Origin of the sequence: Actinosynnema sp. NPDC049800, assembly GCF_040656635.1 — a bacterium.
Classification (GTDB): domain Bacteria; phylum Actinomycetota; class Actinomycetes; order Mycobacteriales; family Pseudonocardiaceae; genus Actinosynnema.
Map to the genome: position 1 here is coordinate 76,411 of NZ_JBFAMT010000008.1, position 23,421 is coordinate 99,831.

General features: G+C 72.6%; 23 protein-coding genes. 14 read left to right on the forward strand and 9 right to left on the reverse strand.

Annotated elements, in window-relative coordinates; translation table 11 throughout:
• Window positions 1-31: 31 nt before the first annotated feature.
• Both AB0I91_RS12580 and AB0I91_RS12585 read right to left on the reverse strand, forming a co-directional pair.
• Entirely contained in the window at window positions 32-1,210 is a 1,179-nt protein-coding gene (locus AB0I91_RS12580) for an acyl-CoA dehydrogenase family protein (protein ID WP_499636771.1), read from the reverse strand.
• Window positions 1,211-1,306: 96 nt separating this feature from the next.
• A complete protein-coding gene (locus AB0I91_RS12585; RefSeq protein WP_498778653.1) occupies window positions 1,307-1,969 on the reverse strand; it encodes a winged helix-turn-helix transcriptional regulator in 663 nt (220 codons plus the stop codon).
• 132 nt (window positions 1,970-2,101) lie between these two features.
• Here AB0I91_RS12585 and AB0I91_RS12590 point away from each other — a divergent pair, with 132 nt between their 5' ends.
• The 3 genes from AB0I91_RS12590 to AB0I91_RS12600 all read left to right on the forward strand — a co-directional run bounded on the left by AB0I91_RS12590 (window position 2,102) and on the right by AB0I91_RS12600 (window position 5,826).
• The gene (locus tag AB0I91_RS12590) at window positions 2,102-2,761 is read left to right on the forward strand and encodes a DUF899 domain-containing protein (protein WP_498778654.1); all 660 of its coding nucleotides are present in this window, start codon (window positions 2,102-2,104) and stop codon (window positions 2,759-2,761) included.
• A 68-nt stretch (window positions 2,762-2,829) separates the two neighbouring features.
• The gene (locus tag AB0I91_RS12595; protein WP_498778655.1) at window positions 2,830-4,272 is read left to right on the forward strand and encodes a DHA2 family efflux MFS transporter permease subunit; all 1,443 of its coding nucleotides are present in this window, start codon (window positions 2,830-2,832) and stop codon (window positions 4,270-4,272) included.
• A 117-nt stretch (window positions 4,273-4,389) separates the two neighbouring features.
• Window positions 4,390-5,826 carry an aldehyde dehydrogenase family protein gene (locus tag AB0I91_RS12600; protein ID WP_499636773.1) on the forward strand — a complete coding sequence of 479 codons (1,437 nt, stop codon included), beginning with the start codon at window positions 4,390-4,392 and terminating at the stop codon, window positions 5,824-5,826.
• A gap of 185 nt (window positions 5,827-6,011) precedes the next feature.
• Here the strand turns inward: AB0I91_RS12600 and AB0I91_RS12605 are convergent, their stop codons facing one another.
• Window positions 6,012-6,647, reverse strand: a complete 636-nt coding sequence (locus AB0I91_RS12605; RefSeq protein ID WP_499610450.1) for a TetR/AcrR family transcriptional regulator — start codon at window positions 6,645-6,647, stop codon at window positions 6,012-6,014.
• Window positions 6,648-6,754: 107 nt separating this feature from the next.
• On the opposite strand from AB0I91_RS12605, the gene AB0I91_RS12610 reads away from it, so the two are divergent.
• A complete protein-coding gene (locus AB0I91_RS12610; protein ID WP_499636775.1) occupies window positions 6,755-7,537 on the forward strand; it encodes an SDR family NAD(P)-dependent oxidoreductase in 783 nt (260 codons plus the stop codon).
• Between the two features lie 6 nt (window positions 7,538-7,543).
• Here the strand turns inward: AB0I91_RS12610 and AB0I91_RS12615 are convergent, their stop codons facing one another.
• The 4 genes from AB0I91_RS12615 to AB0I91_RS12630 are packed head-to-tail and all read right to left on the reverse strand — an operon-like array spanning window position 7,544 to window position 12,889.
• Window positions 7,544-9,244 carry an acyl-CoA dehydrogenase gene (locus AB0I91_RS12615; RefSeq protein ID WP_499636777.1) on the reverse strand — a complete coding sequence of 567 codons (1,701 nt, stop codon included), beginning with the start codon at window positions 9,242-9,244 and terminating at the stop codon, window positions 7,544-7,546.
• Window positions 9,241-11,418, reverse strand: coding sequence for a xanthine dehydrogenase family protein molybdopterin-binding subunit (locus tag AB0I91_RS12620; RefSeq protein WP_499636779.1), 2,178 nt, complete (start codon window positions 11,416-11,418; stop codon window positions 9,241-9,243). The genes AB0I91_RS12615 and AB0I91_RS12620 overlap by 4 nt, the downstream gene beginning before the upstream one ends.
• Window positions 11,415-12,410, reverse strand: a complete 996-nt coding sequence (locus AB0I91_RS12625; protein ID WP_499636780.1) for an FAD binding domain-containing protein — start codon at window positions 12,408-12,410, stop codon at window positions 11,415-11,417. Before AB0I91_RS12625 ends, AB0I91_RS12620 begins: the two co-directional genes overlap by 4 nt.
• Complete coding sequence (locus AB0I91_RS12630; RefSeq protein WP_498778662.1) at window positions 12,407-12,889, reverse strand: (2Fe-2S)-binding protein; 483 nt, start codon at window positions 12,887-12,889, stop codon at window positions 12,407-12,409. Before AB0I91_RS12630 ends, AB0I91_RS12625 begins: the two co-directional genes overlap by 4 nt.
• 189 nt (window positions 12,890-13,078) lie before the next feature.
• Between AB0I91_RS12630 and AB0I91_RS12635 the strand changes: the two genes are divergently transcribed.
• From AB0I91_RS12635 to AB0I91_RS12645, 3 genes are read left to right on the forward strand one after another with little or no spacing between them, the layout of a single operon-like run.
• Window positions 13,079-13,528, forward strand: a complete 450-nt coding sequence (locus tag AB0I91_RS12635) for a GNAT family N-acetyltransferase (RefSeq protein WP_498778663.1) — start codon at window positions 13,079-13,081, stop codon at window positions 13,526-13,528.
• Window positions 13,529-13,566: 38 nt separating this feature from the next.
• A complete protein-coding gene (locus tag AB0I91_RS12640; RefSeq protein WP_499636782.1) occupies window positions 13,567-14,655 on the forward strand; it encodes an epoxide hydrolase family protein in 1,089 nt (362 codons plus the stop codon).
• Window positions 14,652-15,740 carry a winged helix DNA-binding domain-containing protein gene (locus tag AB0I91_RS12645; protein WP_499636784.1) on the forward strand — a complete coding sequence of 363 codons (1,089 nt, stop codon included), beginning with the start codon at window positions 14,652-14,654 and terminating at the stop codon, window positions 15,738-15,740. Before AB0I91_RS12640 ends, AB0I91_RS12645 begins: the two co-directional genes overlap by 4 nt.
• Window positions 15,741-15,796: 56 nt before the next feature.
• Here AB0I91_RS12645 and rox read toward each other — a convergent pair whose 3' ends face one another.
• On the reverse strand, window positions 15,797-17,221 hold the full coding sequence (gene rox / locus AB0I91_RS12650) for a rifampin monooxygenase (RefSeq protein WP_499636786.1): 1,425 nt from the start codon (window positions 17,219-17,221) through the stop codon (window positions 15,797-15,799).
• Window positions 17,222-17,470: 249 nt separating this feature from the next.
• On the opposite strand from rox, the gene AB0I91_RS12655 reads away from it, so the two are divergent.
• The 4 genes from AB0I91_RS12655 to AB0I91_RS12670 all read left to right on the forward strand — a co-directional run bounded on the left by AB0I91_RS12655 (window position 17,471) and on the right by AB0I91_RS12670 (window position 20,573).
• Complete coding sequence (locus tag AB0I91_RS12655; RefSeq protein WP_498778667.1) at window positions 17,471-17,911, forward strand: MarR family winged helix-turn-helix transcriptional regulator; 441 nt, start codon at window positions 17,471-17,473, stop codon at window positions 17,909-17,911.
• An 8-nt stretch (window positions 17,912-17,919) separates the two neighbouring features.
• Entirely contained in the window at window positions 17,920-18,882 is a 963-nt protein-coding gene (locus AB0I91_RS12660) for a zinc-binding dehydrogenase (protein WP_498778724.1), read from the forward strand.
• An 85-nt stretch (window positions 18,883-18,967) separates the two neighbouring features.
• Window positions 18,968-19,324, forward strand: a complete 357-nt coding sequence (locus tag AB0I91_RS12665; RefSeq protein WP_499610430.1) for a YciI family protein — start codon at window positions 18,968-18,970, stop codon at window positions 19,322-19,324.
• A gap of 1 nt (window position 19,325) precedes the next feature.
• A complete protein-coding gene (locus AB0I91_RS12670; protein WP_498778669.1) occupies window positions 19,326-20,573 on the forward strand; it encodes an RNA polymerase sigma factor in 1,248 nt (415 codons plus the stop codon).
• Here the strand turns inward: AB0I91_RS12670 and AB0I91_RS12675 are convergent.
• A complete protein-coding gene (locus AB0I91_RS12675) occupies window positions 20,530-21,573 on the reverse strand; it encodes a threonine aldolase family protein (RefSeq protein WP_498778670.1) in 1,044 nt (347 codons plus the stop codon). The two genes, AB0I91_RS12670 and AB0I91_RS12675, sit on opposite strands and share 44 nt — an antisense overlap.
• Before the next feature lie 97 nt (window positions 21,574-21,670).
• Between AB0I91_RS12675 and AB0I91_RS12680 the strand changes: the two genes are divergently transcribed.
• The 3 genes from AB0I91_RS12680 (at window position 21,671) to ybiA (ending at window position 23,352) form a co-directional block, all read left to right on the forward strand.
• Window positions 21,671-22,225 (forward strand): antibiotic biosynthesis monooxygenase family protein, encoded by a 555-nt coding sequence (locus AB0I91_RS12680; protein WP_499610424.1) that lies wholly within the window; start codon window positions 21,671-21,673, stop codon window positions 22,223-22,225.
• Window positions 22,209-22,784, forward strand: a complete 576-nt coding sequence (locus tag AB0I91_RS12685) for a pyridoxamine 5'-phosphate oxidase family protein (RefSeq protein ID WP_498778672.1) — start codon at window positions 22,209-22,211, stop codon at window positions 22,782-22,784. Before AB0I91_RS12680 ends, AB0I91_RS12685 begins: the two co-directional genes overlap by 17 nt.
• A 64-nt stretch (window positions 22,785-22,848) precedes the next feature.
• Complete coding sequence (gene ybiA, locus AB0I91_RS12690) at window positions 22,849-23,352, forward strand: riboflavin biosynthesis intermediates N-glycosidase (RefSeq protein ID WP_499610420.1); 504 nt, start codon at window positions 22,849-22,851, stop codon at window positions 23,350-23,352.
• Window positions 23,353-23,421 lie beyond the last annotated feature (69 nt).

Genomic DNA, 23,421 nt, shown 5'->3' on the forward strand with positions numbered 1-23,421 from the left:
GCTCCACAGCGGTTCGTTGTCGACTGGTCGATCACAGGTAGGGAGTGTTGGGTTCCAAACCGCACAGGACGCGGCCGTACAGCTCGATGTTGGTGCCGGGGTGGGTCAGCGCGTGGATGGAGATCGCGTGCACGTCGCGCTGGACGCGCGTGATCGGCACCTCGCGGAAGATCGACGAGCCGCCGCTGGCCATCGCGATGATGTCGACGGCCTGCTTGCACAGCTGGGCCACGCGGCCCAGCTGCACGCGTGAGCGCACGCGCTCCTCCTGCGTCCACTCCTCGTTGGCGCGCATCTTCGCGGTGATGAGGTCGGCGAACAGGTGCGCCCGGGTCTCGGCTTCCTCGATGAGCAGTGCCGCCTCGCCGACCTGGAGGTGGGTGACGGGGGCCTCGCGCTGGCTGGTGTAGTCGGTGTAGGTGATCGAGCGGCCGTCGAGGCGATCGAGGAAGGTCTCGAGGACGTACTTGGCCGAGCCGATCAGCTGGCCCGCGGTGGCGGCGGTGGAGGTGACGAGCATGGGCACCTGGTAGCCGGGCTTCACCTTGTTGGTCTCGGACTTGCACTGGTCGGTGAAGAAGTCCATGGTCGCGATGACGCGCTCGGCGGGCACGAACACGTCCTCGGCGACGGTGGTGACGCTGCCCGAGCCCGGCAGGCCGTTGGTGTGCCAGTCGTCGACGATGCGGAAGTCCGACACGGGGATGAGGGCGGTGACCGGGCCGCTGCCGTCGTCGGACATGGCGGCGGTGATCTTCCAGTGGCTGTGCAGGACGGCGCTGTTGAAGCGCCAGCTGCCGTTGAACAGCCAGCCGCCGTCGACCCGGGCCGCGGTGCCGCCCAGGGCGAGGGTGCCGCACACCCGGGCGTTCGGGTTGGCGCCGAAGACCTCTTCCTGGACCGAGTCGGGCCACAGGCCGGCCATCCAGTTGAGCAGGGCCCACACCGAGACGCAGAACGCGGCGGAGTTGTCGCCCTTGGCCAGTTCGGCGTGGACGTCGACCAGGCTGCGGGCGTCGCTCTCGTAGCCGCCGTACTGGACGGGGAGCTGCATCTTCAGCAGGCCCGAGTCCTCCAGGGCGGCGATGACGTCATCGGGCAGCCGACGGTTCTCGTCGATCCACAGCGATCGCTCCCGCAGCAGTGGCACGACGTCGGCCGCCCGCTTGACGAGTTCGACCCGCGACGGCGTCTTGGTCTGCAACACCATGTCCTCCCGAGTGCCTCGGCCCGACCAGCCGGTGACGCAAGGAGCATGTGCCGCAAGGGGTCTATAATGCATCTCCCAAATTGCGGGGATCGTTGGTCACGCCACGGACACGTCGGTCCCGGAGACGGCGGTCAGCAGGGCGCGTCCCGCGGCCTCGTCACCGCCCAGGACCACCCGCCCGGCGGCGATCGCGGAGGCCGCGTCGTCCTCGCCGGCCATCAGCGCGCCCAGGGTGTTGCTGTCGGTGTCCACGGTGGCGTCCAGCGGGCCCGTCGCCTGGCCGCGGGTCACGCGCACCGCGTCACGGACCGTGACGGTGAACGTGTCCTGGCCCAGGCGGACCTCGAAGACGCCGCCGTCGGGCCCCAGCGAGGCCGGGTCGAGCCCGCCGAGCACCGACAGCATCAGCGAGTCGGCGCGCAGTTCGCCCTCGGGCCGCAGCACGGGCGACCGCGCGCCCCACATGCCCAGCGCGATGACGATGGGCTCCAGTTCGGCGCCCCACTCGGTCAGCTCGTAGACCCGCGAGCCCGCCGGCGGGGGCAGCGTCCTCTTGCGGACCACGCCCGCCGCCAGGAGGGCGTTGAGGCGGGTCGTCAGGACGTTCGGTCCCGCGCCGGTCAGGCCGGTCTGGATGTCGGTGAACCGCTTCGGACCCAGCAGCAGGTCACGGACGATCAGCAGCGCCCACCGCTCACCCAGCACGTCCAACGCGTGCGCGACACCACACCGGTCACCGTACCTGCGCCTGGTTGCCACACGGGCGAGTGTACCCCGTTCACTCCTGAGAGGGAGTGTATCTACTCCTTATTTAGGAGTAGCTGCTACTGTGTCCCCGTCCACGCCTCGCCGGCGTGCGCCAGTCGAAGAAGCCGAACCACAGGAGTGCTCATGAAGCTGCCGCCGATCGTCTCCGCGCGGGAGTGGGAAGCAGCTCGGGAGGAGCTGCTCGTCGAAGAGAAGAAGATGACCCGCGCGCTGGACGCCCTCGCCGCGCGCAGGCGTCGGATGCCGATGGTGGAGTTCGACAAGGACTACGTCTTCGAAGGCGTCGACGGGAAGAAGGACCTCGTCGGGCTGTTCGACGGGCGCCGTCAGCTCATCGTCTACCACTTCATGATGGAGCCGGGTTCGGACCACCGCTGCCCCGGCTGCTCGGCCACCGCCGACAGCACGCCCCACCTGGCGCACCTGCACGCCCGCGACACCACGTACGTGCAGACCTCGCCGGCGCCGGTGTCCCAGTTCGAGCCCTACCGGGTGCGGATGGGCTGGGACATCCCCTGGTACTCGACCATGGGCACCGACTTCGACGCGGACTGCGGCATCCACGGCGGCGCGGGCCTGAGCGTCTTCCTGCGCACCGACGACGACCGCGTGTTCCGCACCTACTTCACCGCGGCCCGGGGCATCGACAACCTTCGCAACGACCTCGTCCTGCTGGACCTGACGCCCTACGGCCGGCAGGAGACGTGGGAGGACTCCCCCGAGGGCTGGCCGCAGACGCCCGCCTACCAGTGGTGGCGGCTCCACGACCAGTACGACGCCTGACCGCAGCACCTGAGAAACGGAGTTCCACATGACGCGCACCGCGTCTTACCACAGCCGGGAGTTACGCCATGAGGTCTGATTCAGCCGCAACGCAGCGCCCGGCCCGCCCGGGCTGGACGCTGGCGCTCGTCGCGGTGTGCGCCTTCCTCACGTCGCTGGACGTGATGGTGGTGGTGACGGCCATCCCGACGATCCGGCAGGACCTGAACGCCAGCCTGGCCGATCTCGAGTGGACCATCAACGCCTACAACCTGGCGTTCGGCTGTCTGATGCTGACCGGTGCGGCGCTGGGCGACCGGTACGGCCGGATGAGGGTCTACGTGGTCGGCCTGGCGGTGTTCACCCTCGCCTCGGCGATGGCCGCCCTGGCGCCGACGGTCGGCATCCTGATCGTCGCCCGCGTCCTGCAGGGCGTGGCGGCCGGCATCGCGATCCCGGTCAGCCTGACGCTGCTGTCCGACGCCTACCCGCCGGAGAAGCGCGGTATGGCGATGGGCATCTGGGGCAGTGTCTCGGGTCTGGCCGTCGCGGCCGGTCCGGTGGTCGGCGGTCTGATCACCGAGGGCCTGTCGTGGCACTGGATCTTCTGGCTGAACGTGCCGTTCGGCATCGCCGCCACCGTGCTGTCCGCGGTGCTGCTGCGGGAGAGCTACGGCCCGCGTCCCAAGCTGGACCTCGTCGGCCTGGCGCTGGCGTCGATCGGTCTGTTCGGGCTGGTGTGGGCCGCGGTCAGGCAGCCCTCGCTGGGCTGGGGCAGCGCGGAGGTCCTGCTGTCGATCATCATCGGCCTGGTGCTGATCGTCGCGTTCGTGGTCTGGGAGAAGCGCGTCGAGCACCCGCTGCTGCCGATGGAGTACTTCCGCATCCGCGGCTTCACCATCGCCAACATCTCGGCGTTCTTCCAGCACTTCGCCCTGATCGGCGCGCTGTTCATGCTGGGGCAGATGTTCCAGGAGGGCCTGGGCAACGGTCCGATGGGCACCGGTCTGCGGCTGCTCGCGTGGACGGCCATGCCGCTGCTGGTCGCCCCGATCGCGGGTGGGTTCGCCGACAAGCTGGGCAACCGGCCGTTCATGATCATCGGCCTGCTGCTCCAGGGCGCCGGCCTCGCGTGGATCGCCGCGGTGGCGGCGCCGGGCACCGGGTACGGCTCGTTCATCGTGCCGCTGATCCTCGGCGGTGTCGGCATCGCGATGTGCCTGCCGACGACGATCAACCTGGTGTTCGCGTCCGTGCCGCAGAACGACGTCGGTGTCGCGTCCGGTGTGAACAGTTCGGTGCGCGAGATCGGCGGCGTGTTCGGCGTCGTGGTCCTCGGCGCGGCGTTCGCCACCTACGGCGGCTACGGTGACGCGTCCACGGCCATGGACGGCTTCCAGGCCGCCTTCGTGGTCGGCGCGATCGCCTCGGTGGTCGGCATGGTCGCCGCGCTGTTCGCGCCGGGCAAGAACCCGTCCGGCCAGGCGGCCCCGGCGGCGGCCGAGCCCGTCGGCGTGGAGACCGCCAAGTAAGCACGACGGCGTGCGGTGGTTCCGCCTCCCGCGGAACCACCGCATTCCCGAAGAAGCTTCCGCCTCCGTCCGTGGGGAGACTGTGCTTCCGATCGCGACGGACTGCGGAGGCGCGGCATGGCGACGAGGGACTCCCTGTACATCGGAGGGGAATGGGTCCCCTCGGGCGGAGGCACGGCGGCGGTGCTCTCCCCCGCCACCGGCGAACCGGTCGGCGCCGCACCCGTGTCGACGACGTCCGATGTGGACGCCGCCGTCGCCGCGGCGCGCCGCGCGCTGCGCTCGCCGGAGTGGGGTGGGCTCACCCCCGAGGAGCGGTCCGAGCTGCTCCTGCGCTTCGCCGATGAGCTGGAGAAGAACGCCCACGACCGCGCCGCGCTGACCAGCGCGCAGAACGGTCTCCCGATCACCGTGGCCACGATGGCCGAGGGTTTCGCGCCGATCAGCATCGTGCGCTACCACGCGGGCCTGGCGGCGAGCACGCCCGTGGAGGACCGCCGGCCGCGCGTCGACGGCGAGGGCGAGACCGTGGTGCGGCGCGAGCCGATCGGCGTGGTGGCCGTCGTCGTCCCGTGGAACTTCCCCCAGCCGCTCGCCATGTTCAAGGTCGCCGCCGCGTTGGCGGCGGGCTGCGCCGTGGTCCTCAAGCCCGCCGAGCAGACACCGCTGGGCGCCTTGGAACTGGCCGCCGCAGCGGATCGCGCCGGTCTGGGCGGTGCGCTGAACGTGGTCACCGGCGGGGCCGGCATCGGCCGCCACCTGGTCGCCCACCCGGGGGTGGACCGCGTGGCGTTCACCGGTTCGACGCCTGTCGGCCGCGAGGTGGGCGAGGTGTGCGGGCGGTTGTTGCGCCGGGTGTCCCTGGCGCTGAGCAGCCGTTCGGCGGCCCTCGTCCTGGACGACGCCGACATCACGGCGGTCGGCCGGTCGCTGGGCGGCTCGATCTTCATGACCAACGGCTACACCTGCTACGCGGGCACGCGCGTGCTGGTCCCGGCGCGCCACCACGACGAGCTGGTCGAGGTCCTGGCGGGGGTGGCGTCGTCGTTGACGATCGGCGACCCGCTGGACCAGGCGACCCAGATGGGCCCCATGGTGTCGCAGGCGCACCGCGCCCGCGTGGAGTCCTTCGTGTCGGCGGGCAGGGCGTCCGGCGCGACCCTGGCGGCCGGCGGTTCGCGCCCCGACACCGACCGCGGCTGGTACGTCAGCCCGACGGTGTTCGGCGACGTGGAGGGCTCGTCGCCGATCGCGCGGGACGAGATCCTGGGCCCGGTCCTGACCGTGACCCCGTACCGCTCGCTCGAGGAGGCGGTGGCGATCGCGGAGGATTCGGACTACGGGCTGAGCGGCACCGTCTGGACGTCCGATGTGGACCGCGGCCTGGAGGTGGCGCGGACCGTCCGAACGGGAGCGATGGGCGTCAACTTCGTCGACCTGGACCTGGGCGCGCCGTACGGCGGGTTGTCGGCCAGCGGCCTCGGTTACGACCTGGGCCCGGAGGGTTTCGCGTCGTACTCGACCCTGAAGTCCATCTACCTCCCCCGCCGCTGAGCCCGTCCACTCGGGACGGTCCCGCCACGCGGCGGGACCGTCCTATCACGCGTTTGAGGAACATCGGAACGAAACTACCGCTAAGCACTGATCGTGCTGGTCAGGCGGCTGCTCCTTGTGGCCGGGGAGCCTGTTGGCGCGCCGGCCGGCCCGCTGACCAACGTTCAAGCACGGCACCTGCCGCTTCAGTTGGTGGTGTTCGCGACGCCGTATCTGGCTTCCATCATCAGTACGGCCTCGTCCACGACGTGTGCCGTCGATGCGTCGTCGGGAGACCAGTTCATGAGCAGCATCCGGGGCCAGAAGACGTAGTTGGAGATCATCCCGAGGAACTGGGTCGCGGCCAGCTCCGGGTCGTCCAGCTTCGCCGTTCCCAGGGCGTTCTCGGTGTCGAGATAGCGGCGCACCGAGTCGAAGTAGGGCATCTTGCCGTGCTCGAAGTGGGCCTCGCCCAACTCGGGGAAGCGCGGCAGTTCGGCGATGACGATGCGGAACAGGGCGGCCATGCCGGGCCGGGTGAGGAGGGCGACGTACCGGCGGCCGATGGCCGTCAGGCCCGCCCGCAGGTCGCCCGTCGGTGGGCGGAGGTCGCCTTCGTCCTCGAGCTTCCAGGACTCCGTCACGATCGCGTCGAACAGCGCCGCCTTGGTCGGGAACTGCTTGAACAGGGTCGCCTTCGACACCCCGGCCGCCTCGGCGACCTTGGCCAGTGACGTGCCGGCGTACCCGGCATCGAGGAACAGTCGGGTGGCGGCGTCGATGATGGCTGCCCGCTTCTGCTCGGCGACGCGCCGGTGATAGGTCGAGGGCTCCGTCGTCATGGACCTCATCCTACGCGAGGCGAGTCACTTGACTCACCATCTGTCGCGACCATAGCCTGATGGCGAGGTGAGTCACTCGACTCACCAATGTCAGGGAGGACCGCGTCATGGGACGCTTCGACAAGCAGACCGTTCTCGTCACCGGCGGCACCGGCGGGCAGGGCGCCGGCCACGTCCGGGCCTATCACCAGGAGGGAGCGAACGTCGTCATCGCCGCGCTCTCCGACGGGCCGGGCAAAGAACTCGCCGCCGAACTCGGCTCGCGGGCACTGTTCGTCCGCCTGGACGTCACCGACGAGGACGCCTGGGTCGCGGCGGTCACCGAGACCGAACGCCATTTCGGGCCGATCGCGGTGCTGGTCAACAACGCCGGCGTCCAGAACCCCGCGGCACCGATCGAGGCCGTCGAGCGGCTGGTCTGGGACCGCATCCTCGACGTCAACCTCACCGGCACGTTCCTCGGCATCAAGGCCGTGACCCCGTCACTGCGCCGCAACGGCGGCGGAGTGATCGTCAACATCGCCTCCACGATGGCCCACGTCGGCACCGCGTTCTACGCGCCCTACGTCGCCAGCAAATGGGCGCTGCGCGGGCTCACCAGGACCGCCGCGCTCGAGCTGGGCCGGGACGGCATCCGGGTCAACTCCATCCACCCCGGCGTCATCTCCACCCCGTTGATCAACGAGCCGATCGCGGGCCGGCCGCCCATCGCCGACTTCTACTCGCCCGAGCCGTACGCCATCCCGCGGCTGGGAACCCCGGCCGACATCACCGCCCTGCTCCTCTACGTCACCTCGGCCGACGCCTCGTTCGTCACGGGCTCGGAGTTCGTCGCGGACGGCGGACTCCTGCTCGGCCCCGCCCTGCAACCCGACACGACGGCGGCATGACTGCGATCAGGCCGTGTCGGGGAAGTCGCCCAGCAGTCCTTCCGGGACCTCCAGCAGTCGGTCCAGGGCGTCGGTGTGCCGGAGCAGGCGGCGGCAGATCTCGTTGGCGCGTTCGGGCAGCCCGAGCACCTGCTCGGCCGTGAGCAGCCCTCGGGCGAGGTACCAGCCGGCGTGCTCGCCCACCTGCTCGACGCAGTGCAGCTCGTACAGGTCGGCGAGCAGCGGCCGGGACTCCTCGGGGAGCGTCGGGGCGTGCCACTCGGCGTGCAGGATCTCGGCGGCGCCGCGTGCCGCGTGGGTCTCGGCGTAGCGCTGGGCCAGTTCGGTCCGGTCGTTCCAGACGTCGAAGGGGACGGTGCCGTCCACGCGGTCCGCGCGCAGACCGGCGGTGAGCTCGGCGTGCAGCAGCCGTTCCCGGCCGCGCAGCAGCCTGCCCCAGTCGTCCGGCGCGGCCTGCTCCTGCGGCGGGAGGTGGTCCGGGTCGGTGGCCATCGCCCAGGCGGCGTCCATCAGGATCAGCCGGTTGTCGCCGCCGGCGGACTGGAAGGCCATCGTCAGCCCCTGGTAGCCGATCAGCCGGTTCTCCGAGAAGAAGCCGACCGCGCCGCTCGCCGACCGGCACCGGTTCACCGCCGCGTCGGCGAGCACGCTGACCGTGACCTTGTTCAACCCCAGCTCGCGCTGCTCGGCGGCGGACAGGCCGGCGCCCGCACCGGCTCCCGGGATCGTCCAGCACCGCTCGGTGTCGCGGCGGGCGATGGCGGTCGCCGCGAGGGCGGCGGCCAGGGCGCCGAACAGCAGGCGTTGCTGGTTGAGGTGGTCGATGGCGGCGACGTTGCCGGCCAGCCGGTCGAGGGTGCGGCGGCGACGGGCGCGGGTCAGCGCGAGCGAGGAGCTCGCGCGGGCCACCGCCGCCAGCCCGGCGGTGATGGCGCCCCAGCCGAACCGGCCCATGCTCATGCTGCGGCGGCTGCGGGCCTCGGGCCCGCCCAGCGGGTCGTGGAACGAGCCGTCCTCGGCGATGGTCGCGCCGTCGGCGAGCCACCGCCGGTACGGCACCCGGACCCGGTCGAACCGGACGGTCGCGTAGTCCAGGGGCAGCAGCGCGGTCGGTGGCCGCGGCTCGATCGTGACGCCGGGGCACGGGCCGTCCTCGTCGCGCAGGGCGACGAGGAACAGCGCGGTCCCCCGGTCCGTGCCGTCGACCAGGAGCCTCGCGCTGACCACGGCGAGCCGGGCGATGCCGGCCGCGCCGGCGGTGGCGGGGTACTTCGCCGCCTCCGCGACCGGGGTGGACAGGACGAACTCGCGGGTGGCCGGGTCGTAGACCGCCTGGGTGTGGGTGCGGGAGTTGCTGTTGCCGTGGCCGAGCTCGGCCAGCAGCGCGCCGCCGATCCACCGGCCCGAGGCGAGCGCGGCCACGTCCGCCTGGTCCGCGCCCTGGTCCAGGGCGGCGCCCATGGCCATGCAGTGGTGCAGGAACATCGCGAAGAACAGGCTCGGGTCGGCCATCGCGGACAGTTCCAGCAGGGTGCGCAGCCGGGCGTGGTCGGCCAGCAGCGGCGTGTCGTCGCCCCGCTCGGCGTGCAGGCGACGCAGCCGCAGGTACGGCGAGGCCAGGTCCCCGGCGGGCGGCGACGGGGTCGGCGACGGGTCGGCGACCAGCGCGGCGAGGTCGCGGTCGGAGCGTTCGGGGACGCCGGTCACAGCAGCTTGTCCAGGGTGATCGGGAGGTCGCGGACGCGCTTGCCGGTGGCGTGGCGCACGGCGTTCGCCACCGCGGCGGCGGCGCCGGTGATGCCCACCTCGCCCGCGCCGCGGATGCCGAAGGGCATGGTCGGGTCCGGTTCGTCCAGGAAGGACACGTCGATCGGCGGGACGTCGGCGTGCACGGGGACGTGGTACTCGGCCAGGCTGGGGTTCATGATCCGCCCGGTGCGCGGGTCGACGAGCGCCTGCTCGGACAGGGCCATGCCCAGCCCCATCACGATCCCGCCGCGCAGCTGGCTGCCCGCCGTCTTCGGGTTGACCACGGTGCCGATGTCGAACACGCCGACCCACCGCGACACCCGCACCTCGCAGGTCTCCGGGTCGACCCGCACCTCGCAGAAGTGCGCGCCCGTGGCCGCCCTCACCACGTGCTGGTCGCGCATCATCATCGCCATGAACCGCTCGGAGCCGGTCATGCGGCCGGCCGGGGTCTCCGGTCCGACGGCGGCCTCGACGTGCGGCACGCCGGCGTTGCGGATGATCTCGGCGGGGCTGTCGCCGCCGGTCCGCTCGGCCAGGGCGCTCAGCGACCGCTTGATCTCCGCGGTCGCCTCCAGCACCGCGCCGGCGATGCTCGCGGTCTGGATGGACACGTTCGCGCCCGGCGACGGCGGCAGCGCCGAGTCGCCGTACTCCACCCGGACGGCGTCGACCGGCACGCCGAGCGCGTCGGCCGCGACCTGGGCCTGCGCGGTCGCCGCGCCCATGCCCATCTCCTGGAAGCCGCAGCGCAGCAGCACGGTCCCGTCGGCCGACAGCCGCACCGTCACGTCCGCCGGGAACTGGTACGACGGGTGGTAGGCGGACGCCACACCGGTGCCGACCAGCCACCGCCCGTCCCGCGTCGTGCCCGGCCGCGGGCTCCGCTCGTGCCAGCCGAACCGGGCCGCGCCCCGCGCGTAGACCTCGCGTTGCCGCCGGCGGGCGAACTCCCTGCCGTCCAGCGGGTTCACGTCCGGTTCGTTGCGCATCCGCAGCTCGACCGGGTCCACGTCCAGCTCGTAGGCGAGTTCGTCGATCGCGGACTCCAGCGCGAACGAGCCGATCGCCGCGCCCGGCGCCCGCATGAAGGCGTTCGACACCAGGTCCAGCTGCACCAGGAGCTGGCGGGTGAGGAGGTTGTCGGCGGCGTAGGCGTGCCGGGACTGCTCGGTGATCTGCTCGGGGATGCCGCCGACGTGGCCGATGCGGCTGGTGCTCGTGTGCACCAGCGAGGTCAGCCTGCCGTCCCGGGTCGCGCCGAGGGCAACCCGCTGGATCGACGGAGTCCGGCCGCCCACGGTGCGGTACACCCCTTCGCGGGTGAGCGCCAGCCGGACCGGCCGGCCGGTCGCGCGCGCCGCCAGCGCGGCGAGGACGGTGCCGGGCCAGATCGAGCCCTTGCCGCCGAACGCGCCGCCGACGAAGGGCGCGAGCACCCGCACGTTCTCGGTGGGGACGCCGAAGCTGACCGCGAGGTGGGTGCGGAACCAGTCGATCGACTGCGTGGAGTCGTGCACGGTCAGCCGGTCGCCGTCCCACACCGCGGTCGTGGCGTGGGGTTCGATGGCGTTGTGCTGGTGCTGCGGGGTGGTGAACCGCAGGTCCACCGCGACCGGCGCGACCGCCAGCGCCGCCTCCGCGTCGCCCTTGCCCGCCTCGCCCTGCGTCAGCGGGCTGTCGGGTTGCGGCCACGCGCCCGGCTCCGCCGCCGCGAAGTCCACGGCGGCGTCGGAGGTCTCGTACTCGACGCGGACGAGGGCGGCGGCCTCCTGCGCGGCGGCCAGGGTCTCCGCGACGACGACCGCGATCGGCTCCCCGTCCCAGTGCACCTCGTCGGTTCCCAGGTAGCGGACGAAGGTGCCGGTGAACAGCGTGTTGAAGTCGAGGGGGTTGATCTCGGGCGGCGGTTGCAGCGGCGGCGCGTTCCGGTGGGTGAGCACGGCCACCACGCCGGGCACCGCGGTCGCCGCGGCGGTGTCCAGGGCGGTGATCCGGCCCCGGGCGATCGTCGCGTGCACGAGCGCGGCGTGCGTGAGGCCGGGGTGGGAGTGCTCGGCGGCGAACCGGGCGGCGCCCGTCGTCTTGGCGTCGCCGTCGACGCGGTCGAGCGGTTGTCCGATGACGGTCATGCCGCGCTCCCGCCGGTGAGCAGTCGCCGCAGCGTCGTCACGACGGTGCGCCGCGCGAGTTCGACCTTGAAGGCGTTCTGGGCGGTGGCGGTGGCCGAACGCAGCTCCGCGTCGGCCGCCAGTCGGAACGACTCGTCGGTGGCGGGGCGGCCGAGCAGCGTGCGCTCGGCCTCGGTGGCACGCCAGGGTTTCGTGCCCACGCCGCCGAGCGCGAGCCGGACCTCGGTGACCACGCCGTCCTCCACCCGCAGCGCCGCGGCGACCGAGACGAGGGCGAACGCGAAGGCCGCCCGGTCGCGCACCTTGCGGTAGCGCGAGTTCGCCGCGACGGGCGCGGGCGGCAGCTCGACGGCCGTGATCAGCTCGTCCGCGGCGAGCGCCGTCTCGACGTGCGGCGCGTCGCCGGGCACGCGGTGGAACTCGGCGATCGGGATGCGCCGCGTGCCGCGCGTGCTCTGCACCTCGACGGTCGCGTCGAGCAGCACCAGCGCGACGGCCATGTCCGAGGGGTGGGTCGCGATGCAGTGCTCGCTCACGCCGAGCACGGCGCTGCCCCGGGAGAACCCGCCGATCGCGTCGCAGCCGCTGCCGGGGGCGCGCTTGTTGCACCGCGCGGCCTCGTCGTAGAAGTACAGGCACCGGGTGCGTTGCAGCAGGTTGCCGCCGACCGTGGCCATGTTCCGCAGCTGCGGGGACGCCCCGTTGAGAATCGCCTGCGCCAGCACGGGATAGCGGGTCCACACCAGCGGGTCGGCGGCGACGCCGCTGTTGGTCGTGAGCGCGCCGATGCGCAGTCCGCCGTCCGGCAGTTCCTCGACGCCGGACATCGGCAGCCGGCTGATGTCCACCACGGTGTCGGGCTGCTCGATCCGCTCGCGCATGAGGTCGACCAGGTTCGTGCCGCCGGCGAGGAACTTCACGCGGTCCCCGTCCGCGACCGCCCGCAACGCGGTGGCCGTGTCCGGCGCGGCGACGTAGGCGAACGACTTCATTCCGCGACCTCGCGGATCGCCGCGACGATGCCGTTGTAGGCGCCGCACCGGCACAGGTTGCCGCTCATCCGCTCCCGGACCTCCTCGTCGGACAGCTCCGCGCCGGGCAGCTCGTCGGTGACCGCGCTGGGCATGCCGTTCTTGTGCTCGTCGAGCATCCCGATCGCCGAGCAGATCTGGCCGGGCGTGCAGTAGCCGCACTGGAGCCCGTCGGCCCGCACGAACGCCCGCTGCAACGGGTGGTCGACGCCTTCGATGGTGGTGATCTCCCGGCCCGCGTACTGCACCGCGAGCGCGAGGCACGAGTTGATCCGCTCGCCGTCGGACAGCACCGTGCACGCGCCGCACGCGCCCTGGTCGCAGCCCTTCTTCGTGCCGGTCAGCCCGAGGTGGTCGCGCAGCGCGTCGAGCAGGCTCACGTGTGGCTGGATGTCCAGCCGGTGCTCGGATCCGTTGATCCGCAGCGCGATCTCGACCATTTCTTCCCCTCCGGGCCGCTCGTCGCCCGAAGCTAGTTCGCGGCGCCGGAGGGGGTCTACTCGCAGCTTGCGCAATCCGGGAGTAGCCCCCGGGCGACCAGAGCGCCGCCGCCGGCCGCCGAACACGGCGTTCCGCGGCCGATCGGACCGGGTAACCGGCGGATCACCTCGTGGGAAAGGATGACCCGCATGATCGTTCCCCTGGACCTCGCCGACGACGAGACGGCGAAGGCGGTGCACCGGATCGCGACGCTGTCGTACGCGGTCGAGGCTGAGTTGATCGGCAGCACGGCGATACCCGGGCTGCACGACTCGGTGGAGGACATCCGGAGACTGCCGCTGCGGTGGCTGGGCGGGTACGTCGACAACGACCTGGTGGCGTTCGTCGGCTACGCGAAGGTCGACGGCGTGCTGGACATCGACCGGCTGTGCGTGGCGCCGAGCCACTTCCGGCTCGGGTTCGCCAGGCGGCTGGTGGAGCAGGTGCTGGCCGAGGGCGGGCCGGCGATCGTGTCGACGGGTGCGGCGAACGCGCCCGCCATCGCGTTGTACGAGGGGCTGGGGTTCCGGTTGGTCGACACGGTGGTGGTCGAGGGCGGGTTGCGGATCGCCCAGTTCGGGCATCCGGGGTCGATCTAGGACGGATCCTGTCCTACTGGGGTCCTAGGGTCGGTGGTGTGACCGAGATCGAAGAGTTCCGCATCGCCGTCCCGCAGGCCGACCTGGACGACCTCGCCGACCGCCTCGCCCGCGCCCGCTGGGTGCGGCCGCTGCCCGGCGAGGGGTGGGAGCGCGGCGTGCCGGTGGACTACCTGCGGGACCTGGCCGAGTACTGGCGCACGGGGTTCGACTGGCGCGCGCACGAGGCGCGGCTGAACGCCTTCCCGCAGTTCACCACCGAGGTCGACGGGCTGGACGTGCACTTCCTGCACGTCCGCAGCGACAACCCCGACGCGTTGCCGCTGCTGCTGGTGCACGGGTGGCCGAACACGTTCGTCGAGTTCGTGGACGCGTTGGCGCACTTGCGGGACTTCCACGTGGTGGTGCCGAGCATCCCGGGCTTCGGGTTCTCCGGGAAGCCGACCGGTCCGTTCGACGTCGCCCGCGCGGGCCGGATGTTCGCCGGGCTGATGGCGCGGCTGGGGTACGGGCGGTACGGGGTGCAGGGAGGTGACCTCGGCGCCTACCTCGCGCCCGAGGTGGCGAAGGCCGCGCCGGAGCACGTGGTCGGCGTGTTCGTCAACGGCGGTCTGGGGTTCCCGACCGAGGCGGACCTGCCGACGTTGACCGAGGACGAGCGCGAGTTCTACTGGCAGGTGCAGGGTTGGGCCGGCGCCGGGGTGGACCACCACGCGTTGCTGCGCGCCGCGCCGCAGACCTTCGCGCTGGGCTGGCACGACTCGCCGGTGGCGCTGCTGGCGTGGTTGATGCAGAAGTTCCGGGAGTTCACCATCACGGTCGACTCGCCGGAGCAGGCGATCGACCGCGACCTGCTGCTGGTCAACGCCACGCTGTACTGGCTGACCGGCACGGCGGGGTCGTCGTCGTGGTTCATGTACGACAACGAGCGGTTCGGGTGGCCGGAAGGGCAGAAGCTGATGCCGACGGGCGTCTACAGCGGTCCGCCCGCGATCCGGCGGCTGGCCGAGCGGCACAACGACATCGTGCACTGGCCGCAGGCCAAGCCGGGCGGGCACTTCGTGGCGCTGGAGGTGCCCGGGGCGTTCGCGGCCGAGGTGCGCGCGTTCTTCGGGAAGGTGCGGTGAACCGCGTGCTCGGCCGGCGGTTGCGCCGGCACTCGCTGCTGGCGCGGTCGGCCGACCCGGTTGAGGTGGTGCGGGCGATGTGCGGCGCGCACGCCCAGGTGATGTCGGCGGCGGAGTTGTCGATCGGGCTCCGCACGACGCTGACCCGGCAGCAGGTGCGGGACGCGGTGTGGGTGGACCGGACGTTGGTGAAGACGCGCGGGCCGCGCGGCACGGTGCACCTGCTGCCCGCCGCGGACCTGCCGATGTGGACGGGCGCGCTGGCGGAGCTGCCGCAACGGCTGAAGCTGCTGACCGAGGAGCAGACGGCCGAGGTGGTGGCGGCGATCGCGGACGCGTTGCGCGACGACGAGCTGACCGGTGACGAGCTGACGGAGGAGGTGGTCGCGCGCACCGGCGTGTGGGCGGGCGACCGGGTGATGGAGGCGTTCGGCGGGACGCCGTGGCCGCGGTGGGTGGAGGCGATGGGCGTGGCGTCGAACCTCGGCGCGATGTGCTTCGCGCCGAACAAGGGCCGCAAGGCCGCCTACACGAGCCCGCAGCGGTGGCTGCCGGGTTTCGCGCCGGCCGCGAACGGCGCGGTCGAGCTGCTGCACTCCTACCTGCGGTCCTACGGGCCGGCCACACCGGCGCACTTCGCGAAGTGGCTGGCCGCGCCCAAGCGGTGGGTGGACGAGCTGTTCGAGCGGGCCGACCTGGAGCAGGCGGACGGCGGGTGGGTGGTGCGCGGCGACACGTCGTGGCCGGACGAGCCGCCGGCCGGGGTGCGGCTGCTCCCCTACTTCGACGCCTACGTGGTGGGCAGCCACCCGCGTGAGGTGGTGTTCCCGGGTCGGGCGTCCGAGCGGGCGCTGTCGGGCGGGCAGGCGGGGAACTTCCCGGTGCTGCTGGTGGACGGCGTGGTGGCCGGGGTGTGGCACCAGAAGCGGTCGGGTCGGCGGATCGCGGTCACGGTCGAGCCGTTCGCGCCGCTGTCGCCCGCGCACTCGGCCGAGCTGGACCGCGAGGTGGCGTGGGTCGGCGAGTTCCTGGAGGGGCGGCCGGAGCTGACCGTCGGCACGGTGTCGGTCGGCGGGCACGCCTGACCGGACGCCGGGCGGGCCACCTCGCACAGGCGAGGGCCTGCCCGACGTCCGGGTGCTCAGGCGGCGGCACCGAACCACGTGGGCAGGTGCCCGACCAGCTCGTCCTGGTCCTCGCCGACCCACGCCACGTGCCCGTCCGGTCGCAGCAGCACGGCGGGCGCGTCGAGTTCCTCGCTGACGTCGACGACGTGGTCGACGCGGTCCGCCCAGCCCGCGACGGAGAGCCGGCCGGTCTGGTCGAGCAGCAGGCCGCGGCCCTCGTGCATCAACCCGTACAGGCGCCCGTCCTCGAGCCGCACGTCGCGCAGGCGTCGGCCGAGCAGCTCGTGCCCCTCGCCGAAGTCGTAGCGGATCGCGGTCGCGGTGATCTTCTCGGTCAGGTGGCGGTTCACCTCGTCGAAGTCCATCAGCTCCGCCACCAGCCGGCGCACCGCCCGTGCCCCCGGTTCGAGGGACATCAGCTGCATCTGCGCGCGCGTGTTGTCCAGCACCGCGGCCGCCACCGGGTGCCGTTCGGCGTGGTAGCTGTCCAGCAGGCCCTCCGGAGCCCAGCCGTCGACCTCCGCGGCCAGCTTCCAGCCCAGGTTGAACGCGTCCTGCAGGCCCAGGTTGAGGCCCTGACCGCCGACCGGCGGGTGGACGTGCGCGGCGTCGCCCGCCAGCAGGACCCGGCCGGTCCGGTAGCGCTCGGCCTGCCGGGTGGCGTCGCCGAAGCGGGAGAGCCACCGCGGCGAGCGCACGCCGAAGTCGGTGCCGGCGACCACCCGCAGCCGGTGCTTGAACTCCTCCAGGGTCGGCGGGACCGTGCGGTCCTCGGCCACCCCTTCGGCGGGCACGACGACGCGGTGCGTCCCGTCCCCCAGCGGCATGAGGCCGAACCGGGTCTGGGTCTTGCGGACCTCCGCCGTCACGACGGCCACCGTCTCCGGTGACGCGGTCACCTCCATCTCGCCCAGCAGCGTCTCGACCCTGCTCGGCTCGCCGGGGAAGTCCACGCCGAGCAGCTTGCGCACCGTGCTGCGGCCGCCGTCGCAGCCGACGAGGTAGCGCGTGCGCAGCCGGGCGCCGTCCGCCAGCTCGACGGTCACGCCGTCGTCGTCCTGGCTCAACCCGACCACTTCGCCGCCGCGTCGGATCTCCGCGCCCAGTTCGGTGGCGCGTTCGGCGAGCAGGCGGTCGGTGACCGGCTGCGGGATGCCGAGGACGTACGGGTGGGCGGTGTCGAGCCCCTGCGGCGGCGGCTTGGGGATGCCGGCGAAGAACCCGCCGATCGGGTGCTGCTGCCCGAGGGGCAGGAACCGCTCCAGCAGACCGCGCTGGTCCATCACCTCCACGCTGCGGGCGTGCAGGCCGAGCGCCCGGACGACCTTCGTCGGCTTGGGATCCTTGTCCAGCACGAGCACGTGCACGTCGTGCAGCCGCAGTTCGCCGGCCAGCATCAGGCCGGTCGGTCCGCCGCCCACGACGATCACGTCGATCATGAAACCCCCTGTTTCCCCACCCGGGTCGCCTGTCGGCCGGCCGTTCCACCGCTCGTGGAACCTCCGCGTTTCCGCAGGTCCCGGCTTCGAGGGGAGAGTGTGCGGCACGACGGGGGTCTTGCCGCAAGACCCCCGGTGCGCTATACGTTGAGAGTGGCAAGGAGTGGTGTTCCTCCTTGCCTTCGTCATGTGCGGGGTCCGCGACCGGTCAACGTTGGCCTGGCCAACAAGTCGGTAGAGTGCGGTCATATGGAGACCTCAGGCGCGCCCCGGCGGCTGCGCGGCACGACGAGTTGGCTGCTCGGCCAGGCCACGACGCACGCGGCCCGGCTGGTGTCGGAGGCGTTGGGCGCGGTCGGCGCGCGGCGCTACCACTACTCGCTGCTGGCCGCGCTGGACGAGTTCGGCCCGGCCAGCCAGGCGGAGCTCGGGCGGCGTGGCGGGCTGGACCGCAGCGACGTGGTGGCCACCGTGAACGAGTTGGCCGAGAAGGGCGCCGTGGAGCGCCGCCCGGACCCGGACGACAAGCGGCGCAACATCGTCAGCATCACCCCGTCGGGTGTGGCCCACCTGCGTCACCTGGACCGCGTGGTGGGGCAGGCTCAGGAGACGCTGCTGGCCCCGTTGTCCGCGGCGGAGCGGGAGGAGTTGGTGCGGGTGCTGAACGTGGTCCTGGAGCACCAGGGATGACCGGGTCGATGCGCGCGGTCGTGTTGAGCGGGCCCGGTCCGGTGGAGAACCTGGCCGTGGCGGAGCTGCCGGTGCCGCAGCCGCCGCCGGGGTGGGTGCGGGTGAAGGTGGGCGCGTTCGGGCTGAACCGGTCCGAGCTGCACACCCGCTTGGGCCTGGCGGAGGGCGTGACGTTCCCGCGCGTGCCGGGCATCGAGGCGGTGGGTGTCGTGGACAGCGACTGCGACCTGCCACCCGGGCAGCGGGTGGCGGCGATGATGGGCGGCATGGGGCGGGTGTTCGACGGCGGGTACGCCGAGTACACCGTCGTGCCGCGCGAGGTGCTGATCCCGTTCGCCTCGGACCTGCCGTGGGAGGTGCTGGGCGCGGTGCCGGAGACGTTGCAGACCGCGTACGGCTCGCTGACCACGGGCCTGGACCTGCGGGCGGGGCAGTCGCTGCTGATCCGCGGCGGCACGTCGGCGCTCGGTTTCGCCGCCACCGCGCTGGCCGTCGACCTCGGCGCGACGGTGCTGGCCACGACCCGCCGCGCGGACCGGCTCGACGTGCTGCGCGAGCACGGCGTGGCGCACCCGCTGCTGGACGACGGCACGGTCGCCGGCCGGGTGCGCGAGCTGTTCCCCGACGGGGTGGACGCGGCGTTGGAGCTGGTCGGCACGCCCACGTTGCCGGACACGCTGGCGGCGACGAGGGTGCACGGCACGGTGTGCTTCACCGGGATGCTGTCGAACGAGTGGATCGTGCCCGACTTCTACCCGATCGGGTACCTCCCCAAGGGCGTGCGGCTGACCGCGTACGGCGGCGAGAGCTCCGACCTGCCCGCGGAGGTGCTGCAACGGTTCCTCGACCAGGTCGCGGGCGGCGAGGTGTCGCTCGGCCCGACCACGGTCTACCGGTTGGAGGAGATCCGGCAGGCGCACGACGACCTGGAGCACGGCCGCCGGGTCGGCAAGCTCGTCGTGCTGCCCTGAGAATCTTTTTTCCCGCGTCGTGTCGATGTGGTGCTCCGCCGTTCGTGTAGGGGGTGCGGAGTCACCCCGACCTGAGGAGCACGAGATGACCCAGTACCTGATCAGCGTGATCGAGCCGACCGGCTACGACATCCCCGAGCCGGAGGTCCTGGAGCGGATCATGAAGGACGTCCAGGCGGTGGACGCCGACATGCGGGAGGCCGGTGTGTGGGTGTTCGCGGGCGGTCTGCACGCCCCGGAGACGGCGACCACGCTGCGCCCGGACGCGAACGGCGAGCTGGTCGTGACCGACGGGCCGTTCACCGAGAGCAAGGAGCACATCGGCGGGTTCAACATCATCGACGTGCCGGACCTGGACGCGGCGCTGGAGTGGGGCCGGCGGATGAGCGTGGCGTGCACGCTGCCGGTCGAGGTGCGGCCGTTCCAGGACTTCGCCGGCTGACGTGACGGCGGTCGAACGGGTCTTCCGGGCGGAGTACGGCCGGTCGGTGGCGGTCCTGGTCCGCGTCTTCGGCGACATCGACGTCGCCGAGGAGGCGGTCCAGGACGCGTTCGCCGAGGCCGTGCGGCGGTGGCCGGAGACCGGTGTGCCGCCGAGCCCGGCGGGCTGGATCATCACCACGGCCCGCAACCGGGCGATCGACCGGCTGCGCCGGGAGTCCACGCGGGACTCCCGGCAGGCCCAGGCCGCGCTGCTGCACGCCCGTGACGAGCACGTGGAGGTGGACGCGGTGGGCGACGACCGGCTGCGGTTGATCTTCACGTGCTGCCACCCGGCGTTGAACCAGGCGGCACGGGTGGCGTTGACGTTGCGGCTGCTCGGCGGGCTGTCCACGGCGGAGATCGCGCGGGCGTTCCTGGTGCCGGAGCCGACGATGGCGCAGCGGCTGGTGCGCGCGAAGGCGAAGATCCGGGACGCGCGGATCCCGTACCGGGTGCCGGGCGAGGCGGAGCTGCCCGACCGGCTGCGCGCCGTGCTGGCGGTGGTGTACCTGGTGTTCAACGAGGGGTACTCGGCCAGTTCGGGTGCGGAGCTGGTGCGCGGGGACCTGTGCGCGGAGGCGGTGCGGCTCGGGCGGGTGCTGGCGGAGCTGATGCCCGACGAGCCGGAGGTCGTCGGGCTGCTGGCGCTGATGCTGCTGGTGCACGGTCGCAGCCCGGCGCGCACCGACCGCGACGGCCGCCTGGTGCGGTTGGCCGACCAGGACCGCTCGCTGTGGGACCGGGCGATGGTGGCCGAAGGGCGGGAGCTGGTGCGGCGCTGCCTGCGCCGCGGCCGGCCCGGCCCCTACCAGGTGCAGGCGGCGATCAACGCGGTGCACAGCGACCCGCCGCCGACGGACTGGCGGCAGGTCGTGCGGCTGTACGACCACCTGTCCGCCTTGACACCGAGCCCCGTGGTGGCGTTGAACCGGGCCGTCGCGGTGGCCGAGGTCGACGGGCCGGAGGCGGCGTTGGCGCTGGTCGACGGCCTGGCGCCCGCCGGCGGGTCGGGTCGCTCGGGCATGGCGGGCTACCACCTGTTCCACGCCGTGCGCGCGGACCTGCTGCACCGCCTCGGCCGGGGTCCGGACGCGGCGCGGGCGTACCGGCGGGCGTTGGAGCTGGCGGGCAACGACGCCGAGCGCGACCTGCTGCGCCGTCGGCTCAGCGCAGTCGCCGGATCAGATCGGCCACCTCCCGCGGGGTGAAGTCGAGCGACACGACGCCGACGGTCAGCTCGATGCTGCACCGCGTCGGGTCGGACGAGGCCCTGGGCCGCCGCGGCAGCTCGACGCCGCTCTCGGCGAGGATCCGCTGGGCCGCGGCGACGACGGCGTCCTTGGGCGCGGGGATGTGGACGTGGAACATCGGGGTCTGCGGCACGAGCGGGCGGGTGGTCGCGTACCCGTCGGCGTTGATCGCGGCGGCGAGGGCCACGGCGTGGTCGCGGAACTCGGCCATCCTGGGCAGCACCTCGTCCAGCCCCATCAGGGCGGTCACGGCGGCCGGCCACGAGTCGGGGGTCGCGCCGCCGAGCCTGCGCCGCCACACGGACGCGGCGTCGATCGTCGCCCGGTCACCCGCGAGGACCGCGCCGCGCACGCCTTCGAGGCCTTTGTAGAGGGAGACGTAGACGGTGTCGAACAGGTCGGCGATCTCGGCGAACGGCCGCTCGTAGTAGGTCTGCGCCTCCCACAGCCGGGCGCCGTCCAGGTGCGTCGCGGCGCCGCCGTCGCGTGCCCACTTCGTCTGCGCGACCAGGTCGTCCCAGGTGGGCAGGAGGCCGCCGAGGTCGCGCTGGGGCAGTTCGAGGAGCAGGGCGGCGATCGGTTCGCGGACCTCGGCGAGGTCGTCCAGGGTGATCAGGTCCTCGCGGTCGCCGACGGTCCGGTGGCGCAGGCCGTGCACCGCGCTGTAGCCCTGCTCCTCCCAGACCGCGAGGTGGCTCTGGGGGTGTGCGGCGAACGTGCGGCGGCCGGTGCGTTCGGCGTGCACGCGCAACGCGGTCTGCTGCGCCATCGTGCCGGTGGGGAAGAACAGGGCGGCGGGTTTGCCGAGCAGGTCGGCGATCCGTTGTTCCAACCGCGTGGTCGGCTCGTCCGGCGGGAGGCCGGGCTCGACGCGGTCGAGCATGCGGCGCAGCACCGCGTGCGGGTCCTGGCGGAGCCGGGAGTGCTGGACCAGGGAACGCCGGATCTCGGAGGTCATGGCGGGAGTCTGGGCGTTGCCGCCAGCTGTGTGCAACAACGTTCCCCAGTCGGCTGACTGATTCGGGCGCCGGTGCGCCGCGCCTAGCGTCGCCGGCATGGAACTGACTCGACCCGACGCCGAACTCGTCCTCCTCCACCGCGGCCGCGTGCCGTTCGAGCCGCGGCCGGGCGCGTTGCTCGACGCGCGGTGGCTGGAGCAGGTGGACGGTGCCGGCGTGGTGACCTATTCGCAGTGGTCGGGCCCGGTGGAGGCGGGCGACGCGGTCGCCTACCGGCGCTACCGGTCCGGTCGGGAGGCCGCCGAGGACCGGACGGTCGGGTGCGTGGTGCTGGTGTCGGTGGAGTTCGACCGGCCGGGGGTCGCCGAGGAGTGGGTCGACCTGGTGTTCACCGCGTTGGCCGCCGAGGGGGACCTGCACCCTGGCGGGATCTCGGCGCACTTCCACGTGAGCCTGGACGGGCTGCGGGTGCTGAACTACGCGGAGTGGACGTCGCCGGAGGCGCACGAGGAGGCGATGGCCCGCGGCAACGGGTCGGTGGGCGTGTCGGAGCCGTGGGAGCGTGTGCACTCGTTCACCGGTCTGACGCGGAGCGACGTCCGGCGCTACCGGGTCGTCGGCGATACTGGCGGCCATGGGGAAGACCTATGAACGGATCGAAGGACGCCTGCGCGAGTTCATCGAGCAACAGCCGGTGTTCTTCACCGCCACCGCGCCGCTGGCCGCCGACGGGCACGTGAACCTGTCGCCGAAGGGCCGCCGGGGGACGTGGCGGGTGCTCGACGAGCAGCGGGTGGCGTACCTGGACTTCGGCGGCAGCCACGCCGAAACCATCGCCCACCTGCGGGAGAACGGGCGGATCACGCTCATGTGGTGCGCGTTCGACGGTCCGCCGAACATCGTGCGCGTGCACGGCACGGGCGAGCCGGTGTTCCGGGACGACCCGAGGTTCGGCGAGCTGGTGGCCGGGTTCGGTGACGCGGACGGGCCGGCGTTGCGCGCGGTTGTCGTGGTGACCGCGAAGCTGATCAGCGACACGTGCGGCTTCGCCGTGCCGTTCATGGACTACCGGGGCGAGCGGACGCTGCACGAGGAGTACTTCGGCCGCAAGACGGACGAGGAGTTCGCCGCGTACTGCGAGGGCAAGGACTTCAACGCGGTCAGCATGGACGGCCTGCCCGCGCTGCCCCTCCCCCTGCCGCCGCGCTAGTCCCCGTCGCCCGCCGCCGGAAATCGTGCCGTCGTCGGGAGGAGGCTGTGGCACCGTCTGCGCCGTGACCAAGTACCTGTTCTTCTGGGGCCACGAGGCGCGGCCGGGCGCGCCGGTCGGCAAGCAGTGCCTGAGCCAGTGGTGGGAGGCGCCGTTCACCGTCGACGGCCGCACCTACCGGACCGCCGAGCACTTCATGATGTGCGGCAAGGCGCTGCTGTTCGGCGACGAGGACGTCGCGGAGCGGGTGCTCGCGGCGCGCACGCCCGGTGAGGCGAAGGCGCTGGGCCGCCGGGTGCGCGGGTTCGCCGAGGACCGGTGGGTGGCGCACCGGCTGGACATCGTCGTGCGGGGCAACCTGGCGAAGTTCGGCGCGCACGACGACCTGCGCGCGTTCCTGCTGGCCACCGGCGACCGGGTGCTGGTGGAGGCGAGCCCGCTGGACCGGGTGTGGGGCATCGGCCTGGCCGCCGACGACGAGCGGGCGGCCGACCCCGCGTCCTGGCTGGGGCTGAACCTGCTGGGCGAGGCCCTGATGGAGGTGCGCACCCGGCTCCGTCGGGGGTGACCGCGTCACCCGATGAGTGCGAACCGGTGGGCGGGGGCCGGCCGGTTGGGTCGGTTCGCGTCCCGATTG